This is a genomic window from Candidatus Methylobacter favarea, from assembly GCF_902806695.1.
GTDB classification, from domain to species: Bacteria; Pseudomonadota; Gammaproteobacteria; order Methylococcales; family Methylomonadaceae; genus Methylobacter_B; species Methylobacter_B favarea.
Genome location: NZ_CADCXN010000116.1, coordinates 1 through 11,872, shown reverse-complemented (window position 1 = coordinate 11,872; position 11,872 = coordinate 1). Strand labels below are relative to the sequence as shown.

Here is an 11,872-nt window from a genome sequence, read left to right as displayed (position 1 = left end):
TGGAAAACGTTTTTTGAAATATCCAAACCAACTGCGTTATTATTCATGTCGGGCTCCTCTTTGCTCCGTTATATCATTGGGTGCATTTTATGACACCGTGTGGGTAAGGAGGAGTCCATATCATCATAGGACATGATCACGAACGGGACTGAAGTGCGCTCCATATTCCGGGGAGCTTGACGCTTGGAGCGGTAGGCTCTGCAAACCTCCTTCTTTTCGGCAAGTTGTTGATTGATTTTCTTCCAGTCAAAGACATAGTCGGGATACAACCGGCGCATGTCACGCTTGTCTTGCGGCTCAAGCGTGTAGGTGCGAATACGCATGATGTTGAAATTGCTTCTGCCGACTTTTACCGTGAGATAACAAAAGCCCTTCCTGGTCGTGATGAAGGCGCTGCCTTGCTTGGGTTTCATCGTTGCTTGCTCGATGTCAGGAATCGGCTGTACGGGCGCATTGCAGTGAGGCGTATAAGGACTAGCTGGAGCATCTGTGCATAAACTTACGGTTATGGTTTAATTTCAAGACTAATCAATAAGATATTCCTACACCACTCCGGCCATAGTCAGACAAGCTATTGCTGATCATCGAAATCATAACCTGTTGTTTTTTTATTACAATATGACTTTCTGTTTTCTGAAACCGTATGTTTTCGTCTAAATGCCCTCGCTAGTCCAAGTAATAAGGAGTAAAAATCGACCCACCCGGCGCCTGGTCTTGTGACTATCTCCCATTTAACTATAGCGGCCCGATAACATCCACCTTTGGCGAATTCGAGCGAGTCTTAATTAAAGAACGACAACGTGAAGGTATTGCACTCGCCAAACAGCGTGGAGCCTATCGAGGCCGTAAGCAAGCGCTATCGACAGAACAACAGACCGAATTATTGAAACGGGTAACTGATGGGGAACCAAAGACACCATTAGCCCGCGAGTTCGGCATCAGTAGTGAAATGCTATACCATACCTAAAAAAGAATGATTGAACCTGTCATGCCAATAATAAATCCGGCAAATGCGGTTTAGGCTTGGCCTCTGTTCTATTTTTACCTGTATGTCGGCTGTACCCGGTATCCGGGAAATCGGGGCAAGATCAGTAGATGGTTTTCTTTATGAATCAGACTTACCCTGTTATAACATCGGCACCAATGCGAACTTTTATAAGCGGAGCAATTCCACGGTTTTTTCGGTTTTTTCGGTTTTTATGTAAATTGATGATGCGATTGATCATCTGCTCAGTCAGAATACAATCCCTTAGATAAATTTTGTTATCATAAGACACTGTGTCAATTTCCATGCCGACTCGTAATTGTGTGTAGGAAACTTCAATGACCGGTCGCGTATTCGTAGGTAAGGCACCTTCACCTAGATGTTGCAAAAATGCATCGACCACATTAGGGTCATAATGCTTGTCTCTGTAGTCAAGCAAATGCTTGCGCACTTCCATAACAGGCATTTTCTGACCAGTGACACTTCCCTCCAGATAAGAAATATAATCCCTGATCACCATTAATATTCGAGAACCTAAAGGAATCCGGGCGCCAGCAAGACCTTCCGGTCCGCCTGAGCCATCGTAATGTTCATATTGATAATGAATCAGTGTGACGGCGGCATTGAGCTGTGTTAGGCCTTTTAATAACGCACCGGCTTCCTGGGCATGCCTTAAATAACGTTGACTCTGTTCTCGGTTCATACTGTACAGCGACATGGTCAGTATTTCATCGGGTAGCGTCATTTTACCCAGCTGCAAAAGCAGACCGGCAAATAGCAGTTGTTGACTATCAGCATCATCCATGCACATTTTTTTAGCGACAGCCTGCGCATTTTCGGCAATATATTTTGAATGTCCACTTTTGATGCCTGGACGCATTTCAATAATGCGTGAGAACGCCCTGATGGAATCGATATATTGTTTTTTTAAACTCTGATTGGCTTCATCAAGATGATGCATTGACTTCTTGAGCTGTTCGGTGCGTTGCTCGACTTTTTCTTCCAGATGCTCGTTGAGTGCCTTTAATGCCTTGTTTTGCTGGTGAACAAGATCAGATAAACGATCCCGCTCCTCGCGCAGACGCTTTTGTTCCAGAGTTTTGCGAACCAGTAATTTAAGTTCCTCATCATTCCAGGGTTTATTGCAATAATTGTAGATATGGCCCTTGTTGACGGCGTCAATGGTCAATTGCAAATCGGCATAGCCGGTCAGCAAAATACGGATGGTCTCCGGCCAATGTTTGGCAATCTGAGCCAGAAATTCCGCTCCGTTCATTTCCGGCATGCGCATGTCTGAAATAATCAGATCGACGGCGTTGTGTCGCAATACCTCCAGGCCTTCCGCACCGCTAGCGGCAAAGTAAGTGATATAAGGCTCGTTATGAAACAGGCGACACAAGGCTTTAAGCACATTCGCCTCATCGTCGACAAACAAGATTTTCGCCGGTCTGTCATTAGCAAGACTAGCCGCTTCGGTCACTATAATTGCTCCTGCTTTATGTCAGTTGGCATGGCTGCCATCTTGCCTATTGTCGATAACAGCTCCGACAATAGGCAAGATAATCCGAAAGGTTGTCCCCTGCCCTAACTGGCTGGTCAGTTGAATTTCTCCCTGATGTTTTTTGATAATACTGTAGGAGACCGAAAGTCCTAGGCCGGTACCTTTGCCGACCCGCTTGGTAGTAAAAAAAGGATCAAAAATTTTGCTCAGGTGCTCGGGTGCGATGCCTTTGCCGGTATCGCTGACTTCTGACTTCTACCCATACGTAATCATCCTGCGTGCCGGTACGCAAAGTGATGACGCCTTCATTGTCAATTGCTTGTGCTGCATTGACCAGCAAATTCATAAACACTTGATTAAGCTGATGCGGCAAGCATCTTATTTCAGGCAGATCCCCAAAAACCTTGACAACTTTTGCTTTATATTTAATTTCATTGTTAACAATATTGAGCGTGCTTTCCAACCCTGCATGCAAATTAATCCATTGCCAGTCATCCTCTCCCCCCACATAGGAGAAGTCCTTAAGGTCTTGAACAATTTTTTTCACTCGCGTCGCACCTTCATGGGATTCTTCCAATAAATCGAGTACGTCAGTTCTTAGAAACTCCAGATCTATTTGTTGTTTGAATGCTTTAATGGGTTCGAGATACTCAGTCTGTGTACAAACGGATTCTAATTTCTCATACATTGCCACTAATGCCAGTAAATCCTCCAGATAAGTTTTTAACGATGTCAAATTGGAATTGATATAGCCGATGGGATTATTAATTTCATGCGCCACGCCGGCCGCCAATTGGCCGACAGAAGCCAGTTTTTCCGATTGTACTAATTGTTGTTGTACTTCCTGAAGCTTATCGAGTGCTGTTTGTATTTCGCTATTACGTGTTTTTAATAAATTCTCGGCATTTTTATATTGCGTAATATCGGTTGTAATGCCATCAATGTGCGCCAATACCTCATGGGTATCAGGAATATAACGCATATGGCTGCACAACCAATACTGTTTCTGGTCCGAATGATTGATGCGATAGGTGATTTTTTTATGGTATTGTTTTTTAATTGTTCCAGGCAGTTTTTTACGTTATCCCGATCATCCGGGCAAATGATATCCAGCCATAAGCCGGGCTGCACGAAAAAATCAGAGACCGGATAGCCATAAACATCTTCAGCCGCCCGGTTCAGATAAAAAGGGGCAAAAGTGCTTGGGGTGACAGACCAGACGACACTATCCAGCGAATCGAGTATGTCATTCAGACGCTTATCCGATTGCTCCAGCCGGTGACGGGTAACCTCCAGTTGCTGATTCACTTCCATGTAATATTTATTGGCAATGGTATACTGTTCTATGCGCTGCTCCTTTTCATGATGGAGCCTGGCATTATCAATGACCAAGGTAATCAGATTAACCAGCACACGTCCGAATTCCAGATCGTCCTCGGTATAACATGCCTGTTCATCCACGCTATTGACGCTTAATGCACCAATTACCCTACCATTCAATTGTAACGGCCAACAAATCGCTGTCGATGGAATAGAGCTCTGCTCCCTGCGAATAGGGGAATGAAAACGTGGATCGGAAGTCACATCGCCTTTAAGTAACAGGGGTTTTCTATTTTTTATTACCCAACCAATAATGCCGTCGTCATGAGCTATAACACTTCCCATACATTCTTCCGGTAAACCAATACCGGCCACAATGCTCAACCGGCTATTATCATCGCCTTGGTATAAGGCTAATGAACCGGTGCCAGCATTAAAGCCTTTAACAATATGCCGCAAAATACGGTTAAATATTTCATTGGCATTATTTTGCAGCAGATCGGATTGACCTAATCGATATAAATCATGAATCCAGTCTAGCTGCTGAGCTTTATCCAATGGCATAATTTTCCCCGCTTAAAATAGGGTAATGATCTGATCAGCAAACTGTCGCCCCCTGTCAGTGCAATGCATCGCCTCCTTAATTGAAATATTGAGCATGTCAAGTGCAGTGCAAACAGGTTCGTCCTCCGCCCAAACAGCTCCATCGGATTGTTGAGATTTGGCAATCAGCAAATTGGCAGTATAGACCAGCAATCCTAGCGATTTGGCGGCACCAGGTTCAGGCGGCGTTTGGTGTTGCTCAATGGCTTCCTGAATGGACAAGGGAAGATTCCAGAGCTGTGCAGCCTTACTCCCCAGTTCCACATTATCAAAACCTAATATACGCCGCTCTGTTTCTACCGAGGGATGGACAGACTCATTAGTAATCAAACTGAATTTATCAGGAAAAAGTACAGCCATTACTAAGTATCCAATATCATGTAACAGTCCAGCTGTAAAGGCAAAATCAGGACTGTTACCCGTATAATTTGCAAACTCCCGGGTACATTCGGCAACAGCCATGCTATGGTGCGAAAATAAATGATAATTGAAATCCCTGTGCCATGTGGGGATCATTTTTGAGAAACAAATGCTAACCAGCATATCTCGTATGCGATTACAACCTATTAATACAATAGCTTCGCGCAAAGAACCTATTTCTCTGGGCATGCCGTAGAAAGGTGAATTGGCGATACGTAAAACCCGTATAACCAGGGTCGCATCCTGACCAATCTTATCAACCAGGGTTGTCAAATTTTGTTCACCGTTAATCTGTTGTAGCGCGTCCATAAGCAATACTGGCATGGGTGGCAAATTCACTAGGCAGGCAAACTTATCTTTTAAAACAGGCATTTTAATTTTTCTTCGTAAGGCGACAATATAATAATAGTGCCTCTTGATTGGCTGATATTGCCCATTGTGCTGATTAATACATGTACGGAAACATTTTCTTTCAACGTTACAGCCCCGGCATCGACTTGTATGAAGTCAGGTGAATAGGTTTTTGGTAACCATTGTAAAAGCGTCTGCGGAAATACCTCCTCTGTCATAAGGCCGAGCAAGCAGGTACCGCTAGGGTGGTGAAATAGCGCCTCTGCACATCGGTTGGAAGCCACAATCATATTCTGGTTATCAATGCCGATAATACCTATGGGTAAGTGCTCAAGAATTTCCTGGGAAATTTGCAACAGATTAATTGTATGGAAAGCTTCCCGGGCTTTATCGGCTACTTTCTGCTCAAGATTTTGGTTAAGCAGGGAAAGTTTTTCATTGACAGACTGAAGCTCCCTCGTCAAACGACAATTTTCCTGCTGCATTTCATAGTACTGAAACGCTTCACGAATATTATCGCGCAACAACTCATCATCCCAAGGTTTGGTTATGAATTTACAGATCGCGCCTTCGTTAATGGCGCTAGTGACTGATTCAAGTTCGGTATAGCCTGATAAGACAATGCGCTGGGTCTTGGGATAAAGAACTTTAACCTGGCGCAGAAATTCCACGCCCGTCATATGCGGCATGCGTTGATCAGAAATGATGACGCCTACTTCGTGCTGGGTCAATAAGGCCAGTCCCTCCTCTGCGCTCATGGCAATCAGGATAGTATAGCCATCACGGCGCAACGTACGGTTAAGCGCATTCGTGATGTTAATTTCATCATCGACCAGCAATAGGGTACGTACTATCTGTGTTTCTCCAGTCATTGGAAGTGTCCAATTCTCTGATTAATTGCTATTTGCCCCATCACTGTCACTTATCAATGCAGCTCTTTATGCTGTCAGAAAAAAGCTATAAGCAGCACGATACTTCACTGCAAGTCCTGGAATCATTGCCTGCCGCCGAGGATGACAAGGGCGTTGCCCTACTCAACATTGGTAGATGGCACTGCCTGTTTCATGGCAAGGAGCGGAAGATTCCGGGTGAATCAGTGGAATCGTTAAGGATTCCTTCGTAAAATGAGAAACTTCCCTGATTTCCTTACATCAGGAACGTCACACCGTAGTCAATCGCCTCCCAATCCCGCGGCCAATTCTGGCGTTAACTTCATCCCCTCTGCTTCCAGTTGTTTGAACGCCTGCATCATCAACTGATCCTCGCGCACGTTTTCCTCAAGGGTGTCCGATCCGAAATATGCCTGCTGCGCAAAGTTATTGAAACCTTCCTACTTGTTTTGCGCGGCCAGGATGATCTGGCATGCGGACGATCCGGCCCAACTTGCGAAAAGCAGCTTACCGAGAAAATATCGATTTCAAAACCGGCGATAATATTTTTTATCAGTCGATGAATATTATTGTAGTTAATTATCTGGTTTTCATGCTTATAAATGAGGTTGATGTAATGTTATGAAGGAGGTAGCCGCCAAAGTATTCATGCGCAACAAGGCAAGACTCAAGACTACCCTCACTCGCTCGTTTCATTCGCTACTGACGCCGTCATCTAAAAACTGGGCAGCAACGCCGATGCTATCGAGTTCTTTGATCAAGGCGATCCTGTCCGCCGTATCCCGCCCTAAGCGATCCAGCCCTTTGACCAGGATCACGCCGCCTTTTTCGACTTGACCCGCAGCCTATCCAGTCTATCCCGGTGGATGCGGGTGCCGGAAACCTTGCCAGTAAAAATACGGCTCATTTTGACCCCGCATGCCCCCCCTTTTCCTTGTAATTCTCCAAAAAGCATCTAGCCTTAGTATTAACAGAGTATCGGCATCGAAGGAAGCGATTTTCCAGGAAGTTTCCTGGTTTTTCGCAAATGGCCGGAACATCAATATAAATAGCTTGTTTTTGGCCGAGCCATTCGACAACTCTGCAGACATATGTCCGTCTTTAAAGCCTAGATTAGCACCACCTCCACTATTGCTGTGTTTTTTCTATCCTGACAGAGATAACTAATGTTGCCACTCAGCCGCCTGGAAACAGAACGGCAAACAACACAAAGCCCTATTTGACTCACTCTATTTCTTGCCAATCCGGAGCTATTTTGAGTCAGAACAAAGAGCAGCGGGGCGCTGCGACAAGCAAGCGTTCCGCAATACCTAAGCGTAAAATTCAAGGAAATTGTTATGAAAACCTACACACCTTTGAAATCCATCCAGAACTTCGACAAAAAAGCACTGCTGGGCGCGTTGCTGGCGGCCGGGATGGCGATGGGCAGCGCCGGTGTTTGTGCTGCTACAGCAACAGGCGCGATGGCCGTTGATGCAACCCTGACCAGTTCATGCACCGTTTCAGCTTCGACACTGAGCTTCGGCAGCATCTCTGCCCTGAATGTTACGGCAGACGTTACCGCAGATACAGGAACTACGCTGCAAATTGCCTGTAGTTCAGGTACAACAACCCCGGTAATTTATTCACTTCCTACCAGCCCCCGAATTTTGACCAGAGTGGGCGGCGGCACCATGGCTTTTAATCTCAGCCAGACTGCCGGGGCTACTGCTGATAACCTGGCCGCCACTGCTACTGGCGAAGCAATAGGTAATGGTTGGACAGCAGATGGCGCCGCGCATGCAGTAATTATTTACGGCAGGATTCCGACCGCCAGTTTTGCTGGACAGCCTGTTGGAGCCTACTCAGCCACCATCGCTATCAACGTCGAATACTCATAATGCCAAGCCGATCAGCCTTGTGGCGCTGGCTTTTACTCGCCAGCGCGGCATTTGCCGGCAGCGTACAGGCCATTACCATTTCGCCGGTGCTGATCGAGCTATCGACTGCCCGGCGGATCGTATCGGTGACGGTCAGCAATCCGTCAGAACAAGCGATGAGTTTCCAGGCCGAAACCCTGGCCTGGAGCCAGGCCGACGGCACGGATCATTACCAACCCACGGAGGATCTGCTGATCGCCCCGCCGATCGCCGAGATCGCGCCGCAATCGAGCCAGATATTCCGGGTGGCTTTGCGCCGGCCGTTGTCCGCTACTGTTGAGCAAACCTACCGGCTGGTACTGGAAGACGTCAGCAAAGAATTGCATCCCCAGCCGGGCGACGTCGCCATCCGCTTTAAACACAACCTGCCTGTATACGTCACGCCTGCGGGTGAAGCGAAAGCCGCGCCGCGCTGGAGCCGGTGTGCAGCTGCCGCGGGCAAAGGCTGCGTGCGGCTGGACAATGCTGGCAACCACCGGCTCCGGGTTTCAGAGTTGACAGTGGCAGGTCAAGGCTGGCAGCAAAAAATCCCGGGCGGAGCGGTGCTGGCCGGCGCCTGGAAGCAATTTAACTTCGACTTGGCCACCGGCCGCAGTCCGCCGGACAGCATCACCGCTAACACTGATCAAGGGGAGATGTCCGCCAACTTGTCCGCGCGGTAGCCCTAAACTCAAACGGGCGCCCTTATTTGAAATAAACCGCAGATGAATGCCGATTATAACTTCGTCTTACCCGGCGCCAACAACAACCTGCCGGGCAAACAGCCTACGACATCTCAAACATACGCTGCCTATGCTGCTGGCAGTATCTTTGCCTTACTGTCCGACGCAAGTAGTGGCCTCATCGCCTGACACGGCCTTAACCGGCAGCCCCAATCAAACCCAGGATCGCGTAGCCGGCAAACCCGGCCACTTCAATGGCCCGCAGGCCCTGCTGCTGGATGTCAGGATCAACACCCGGAAGCTGGCGGACGTCATCCGCGTCGAAAAGCTCGCTGACGGCCGCCTGATTCTGCCGGTCGAGGCCTGGCTTGAGGCGCGCCTGCGCCCGGTCGGAGAAAAACTGGCGCTGCCTGACGGCAACCAGGGCTATGCGCTGGATGCGGTACCGGGACTGCAGTACCAACTCGACAGCGGCAGGCTTGCGCTGGATATTACCGCCCCTGCCGAAGCCTTTGAAGCCAGCGCCCTCGACCAGGCGCGCGGCGGCGAGGCGCCGCCCAATCCCGCACCGCCCGGCTTCTACTTCAACTACAACCTCACCGGCACCCGATCCGGCAGCAACGGCCTCAGCTATGGCGCCTTTGTGGAAGCTGTGGCTTTCAATGGCTGGGGCTCGCTGGTGCTCAACGGCTTGATGCGCGGCGACGATAAGCAGCGCCGATTGATCCGCACCGATACCTACTGGCAGACCGACCTGCCCGGCTCGATGGAAACCCTGGTACTGGGCGACGCCATCGGCACCGGCGGCGCCTGGAGCCGTCCGGCGCGCTTCGGCGGCATCCGCTGGGCGCGTAATTTTGCGTTGCGGCCCGGCTATTTTACCTTTCCGCTGCCGTCGCTCTCCGGTTCGGCGGCATTGCCGTCCACCGTCGATGTGCTGATCAACAACCAGCGCCAGCAGAGCCAAACGGTCGCCCCCGGCCCGTTCGCGATCACCAACGTGCCGGTAGTGACCGGCGCCGGCGAAGTTAATCTGGTGGTGCGCGACCTGCTCGGCGTCGAAACGCTGGTGACCCAGAGCTATTACACGTCGCCGCGCCTGCTGGCCGAGGGCTTGTCGGATTTTTCCTTCGAGGCTGGTTGGCTGCGCGAAAACTTCGCCAGCCAGAGCCTCGACTATGGGGCGGGTTTTGCCGCCGGCACCTGGCGCCAGGGTTTTAACGGCGCTCTCACTGGCGAAGCTCGCCTGGAACTTCAGCTGCACCGCCAGGCAGCCGGCCTCGAGCTCGCCGGACTGCTCGGCCATTTCGCCGTGGGGCGCGCGGCGGCAGCCTTCGCCAGAGCCGATGGCGAACTGGGCGGCCATTATCTGCTCGGCCTGGAGCGCCGCTCTCTTGGCGGCTCCGGTTCGCTACAAGGGGAGCACTTCGACCGCGGCTATGTCCAGTTTGGCGCTCTGCCCCATGAAATTCGCCCGCGCGATCGCTTTACCGCCGGCTTTGGCATGCCGCTGCTGCTGGGAGTCTCGGCCGGCGTCAGCTACATCAGCCAATCGAACTGGGACGGCGACCCGTTTCAGCTGGCGACCGCCAACCTTGGGTTTTCGCTGCCCTGGAACATGTACCTCAACGCTTTCGCCAGCAAGCAGCTGAATGAAGATAATGGCTGGAGCGGCGGCCTCAACCTGATACTGCCGCTGGGCGCGCAGCGCTCGGTCTCGGCCAGCAGTAACCGGGCTACTGACGGCCGCCTTACCAACGCGCTGCTAGCCAGTCAGTCGGTGTCTCAGGGCCCCGGACTGGGCTGGCGCGTGCGCATCAGCGACGACGCCAATCAGCAGCTGCAGGCGGGAGGCACGCTCAACAGCGACTATGGACAAGTGACCGCCGACTTCAACCTGGGCAACAACGATACCGCGCTGCGTCTGGGCGCCAATGGTTCGATCGGCTGGCTGCAGGGCCTGCCTTTTACCACCCGCAACATCGGCCACGGCAGCTTTGCCGTAGTCAAGGTGGGCGACATCAAAGACGTGCCGGTGTACCGCAGCAACCAGATCGCCGCCACGACCAACAGCAGCGGCCTCGCGCTGGTGCCCAACCTGCTGCCGTACCAGAAAAACCGGATCACCATCGAACCCGGCGAGTTGCCTTTCGATGTCGAAATCAAGGGTGTCAAGGCAATGGCGCTGCCTTACGCGCGCAGCGGCGTACTCGTGGAATTCCCGGTGCGGCGCTCGCGCAACGCCTTGGTGGTGCTGCATCAAGCCAATGGCAAGCCCGTTCCGGGCGGCGCCCAGGTTACTGTTACGCCCAGCGGCCTGAAGTTTACCGTCGCCAAGCGCGGCCAGGTTTATCTGACCGATCTGGAATCCAACAACCGCATTGCCGTACAATGGCGGGACGGCCGCTGTGATCTGGCCATCCCGCTGCCTGCCGGCGGCCCCGCGGAGCCGCGCATCGGCCCCCTTACCTGTGGAGATCCGCGATGAAAAAAGTAATGCTTTTGGCAGCCGTGCTGCTGTTGAACATGCTAGGGCCGTCAACAGCGTCCGCCCTCTGCTCCGTTGACTCTACGGGTCTGGCCTTCGGCAGTTTCAACCCGCTGACTGACAGCACTGTCGACAGCACGGCAACCCTCACCCTTACCTGCGATGAATCAGTATCTTACACCATCGCGCTTTCGCCCGGCGGCAGCGGCACCTATAATCCGCGCCGCATGGCCAGCGGCAGCAACACGCTGGATTACAACCTTTACGCTGATGCCGGCTACAGCCAGATCTGGGGCGACGGCGCCGGCGGCAGCGTCACAGTAGCGGGCGGCCCGGCTCCGCTCGGCGCCAGGGAGCATACCGTCTATGGCCGCATTCCGCTCGCCAGCCAGCGTGGCGCCAGGGTAGGCAGCTATAGCGACAGCATCATCGTGACAATAACTTATTAAAAGCAAAGAAAGCTCAGTGCCTAGGCCAATGGGCATCATTGGTTTGGCGGTGCGCCCCCCTGTTGCGAGGGCTTATAGAGCCTGTGGAACTTTAGAGCCTTTTGTTGATTAGCATCCTAAATGCCCCCGCTAGCCATAATACACGCTCCCAGCAATGTTATACGCATCTCAAAAAGCCCCCGGACAAAAATTAACCTGAGCCTGAGCGGATTGAAGCCAGGGAAAATGAGTCAGCTGCGTGAGCTGACCGGTATCACGGGTCAGCGCCAGCCAAGCGGTTGCGA

General features: G+C 51.2%; 14 protein-coding genes and 1 pseudogene. 7 read left to right on the top strand and 8 right to left on the bottom strand.

What is annotated here, in order from left to right:
- Positions 1–68: 68 nt before the first annotated feature.
- Positions 69–413 (bottom strand): hypothetical protein, encoded by a 345-nt coding sequence (locus HUX64_RS17845; protein ID WP_174627550.1) that lies wholly within the window; start codon positions 411–413, stop codon positions 69–71.
- A 278-nt stretch (positions 414–691) separates the two neighbouring features.
- Between HUX64_RS17845 and HUX64_RS17840 the strand changes: the two genes are divergently transcribed.
- Positions 692–967 (top strand): helix-turn-helix domain-containing protein, encoded by a 276-nt coding sequence (locus HUX64_RS17840; protein WP_425484280.1) that lies wholly within the window; start codon positions 692–694, stop codon positions 965–967.
- 151 nt (positions 968–1,118) lie between these two features.
- Here HUX64_RS17840 and nosR read toward each other — a convergent pair whose 3' ends face one another.
- From nosR to HUX64_RS17820, 6 genes are read right to left on the bottom strand one after another with little or no spacing between them, the layout of a single operon-like run.
- A complete protein-coding gene (gene nosR / locus HUX64_RS17835) occupies positions 1,119–2,465 on the bottom strand; it encodes a response regulator c-di-GMP phosphodiesterase, NosR family (protein WP_246247115.1) in 1,347 nt (448 codons plus the stop codon).
- A gap of 21 nt (positions 2,466–2,486) precedes the next feature.
- Entirely contained in the window at positions 2,487–2,687 is a 201-nt protein-coding gene (locus tag HUX64_RS19415) for a sensor histidine kinase (RefSeq protein ID WP_246247117.1), read from the bottom strand.
- Entirely contained in the window at positions 2,680–3,468 is a 789-nt protein-coding gene (locus HUX64_RS19410) for a histidine kinase dimerization/phospho-acceptor domain-containing protein (protein ID WP_217426605.1), read from the bottom strand. The genes HUX64_RS19415 and HUX64_RS19410 overlap by 8 nt, the downstream gene beginning before the upstream one ends.
- Complete coding sequence (locus HUX64_RS19405; protein ID WP_217426604.1) at positions 3,375–4,370, bottom strand: GAF domain-containing protein; 996 nt, start codon at positions 4,368–4,370, stop codon at positions 3,375–3,377. The genes HUX64_RS19410 and HUX64_RS19405 overlap by 94 nt, the downstream gene beginning before the upstream one ends.
- 12 nt (positions 4,371–4,382) lie before the next feature.
- On the bottom strand, positions 4,383–5,201 hold the full coding sequence (locus HUX64_RS17825) for an HDOD domain-containing protein (RefSeq protein WP_174627549.1): 819 nt from the start codon (positions 5,199–5,201) through the stop codon (positions 4,383–4,385).
- On the bottom strand, positions 5,189–6,052 hold the full coding sequence (locus HUX64_RS17820; protein ID WP_174627548.1) for a response regulator: 864 nt from the start codon (positions 6,050–6,052) through the stop codon (positions 5,189–5,191). The genes HUX64_RS17825 and HUX64_RS17820 overlap by 13 nt, the downstream gene beginning before the upstream one ends.
- A gap of 68 nt (positions 6,053–6,120) precedes the next feature.
- Here HUX64_RS17820 and HUX64_RS17815 point away from each other — a divergent pair, with 68 nt between their 5' ends.
- Together HUX64_RS17815 and HUX64_RS17810 are read left to right on the top strand one after the other, a co-directional pair.
- Positions 6,121–6,303 (top strand): hypothetical protein, encoded by a 183-nt coding sequence (locus HUX64_RS17815; protein ID WP_174627547.1) that lies wholly within the window; start codon positions 6,121–6,123, stop codon positions 6,301–6,303.
- A 239-nt stretch (positions 6,304–6,542) separates the two neighbouring features.
- Entirely contained in the window at positions 6,543–6,695 is a 153-nt protein-coding gene (locus HUX64_RS17810; protein ID WP_174627546.1) for a hypothetical protein, read from the top strand.
- A 67-nt stretch (positions 6,696–6,762) separates the two neighbouring features.
- Here HUX64_RS17810 and HUX64_RS19930 read toward each other — a convergent pair.
- Positions 6,763–6,891 (bottom strand): annotated as a pseudogene (locus tag HUX64_RS19930) (recombinase family protein); the annotation flags it as partial.
- Positions 6,892–7,407: 516 nt separating this feature from the next.
- Between HUX64_RS19930 and HUX64_RS17800 the strand changes: the two are divergent.
- The 4 genes from HUX64_RS17800 to HUX64_RS17785 all read left to right on the top strand — a co-directional run bounded on the left by HUX64_RS17800 (position 7,408) and on the right by HUX64_RS17785 (position 11,588).
- Positions 7,408–7,950: a spore coat protein U domain-containing protein gene (locus HUX64_RS17800; RefSeq protein WP_174627545.1), complete on the top strand. Its 543-nt coding sequence runs from the start codon at positions 7,408–7,410 to the stop codon at positions 7,948–7,950.
- A 17-nt stretch (positions 7,951–7,967) separates the two neighbouring features.
- Positions 7,968–8,651 (top strand): fimbrial biogenesis chaperone, encoded by a 684-nt coding sequence (locus tag HUX64_RS17795; protein ID WP_174627544.1) that lies wholly within the window; start codon positions 7,968–7,970, stop codon positions 8,649–8,651.
- A gap of 130 nt (positions 8,652–8,781) precedes the next feature.
- A complete protein-coding gene (locus HUX64_RS17790) occupies positions 8,782–11,139 on the top strand; it encodes a fimbria/pilus outer membrane usher protein (protein ID WP_174627543.1) in 2,358 nt (785 codons plus the stop codon).
- Positions 11,140–11,177: 38 nt separating this feature from the next.
- The gene (locus HUX64_RS17785) at positions 11,178–11,588 is read left to right on the top strand and encodes a Csu type fimbrial protein (RefSeq protein WP_174627542.1); all 411 of its coding nucleotides are present in this window, start codon (positions 11,178–11,180) and stop codon (positions 11,586–11,588) included.
- The last annotated feature ends 284 nt before the right edge of the window (positions 11,589–11,872 follow it).

Coding starts and splice junctions, on each gene's coding strand:
- HUX64_RS17845 (WP_174627550.1), bottom strand. CDS start 413: ATGAAACCCAAGCAAGGCAGCGCCTTCATCACGACCAGGAAGGGCTTT.
- HUX64_RS19410 (WP_217426605.1), bottom strand. CDS start 3,468: ATGCGTTATATTCCTGATACCCATGAGGTATTGGCGCACATTGATGGC.
- HUX64_RS19405 (WP_217426604.1), bottom strand. CDS start 4,370: ATGCCATTGGATAAAGCTCAGCAGCTAGACTGGATTCATGATTTATAT.
- HUX64_RS17825 (WP_174627549.1), bottom strand. CDS start 5,201: ATGCCTGTTTTAAAAGATAAGTTTGCCTGCCTAGTGAATTTGCCACCC.
- HUX64_RS17820 (WP_174627548.1), bottom strand. CDS start 6,052: ATGACTGGAGAAACACAGATAGTACGTACCCTATTGCTGGTCGATGAT.
- HUX64_RS17815 (WP_174627547.1), top strand. CDS start 6,121: ATGCTGTCAGAAAAAAGCTATAAGCAGCACGATACTTCACTGCAAGTC.
- HUX64_RS17810 (WP_174627546.1), top strand. CDS start 6,543: ATGCGGACGATCCGGCCCAACTTGCGAAAAGCAGCTTACCGAGAAAAT.
- HUX64_RS17800 (WP_174627545.1), top strand. CDS start 7,408: ATGAAAACCTACACACCTTTGAAATCCATCCAGAACTTCGACAAAAAA.
- HUX64_RS17790 (WP_174627543.1), top strand. CDS start 8,782: ATGCTGCTGGCAGTATCTTTGCCTTACTGTCCGACGCAAGTAGTGGCC.
- HUX64_RS17785 (WP_174627542.1), top strand. CDS start 11,178: ATGCTAGGGCCGTCAACAGCGTCCGCCCTCTGCTCCGTTGACTCTACG.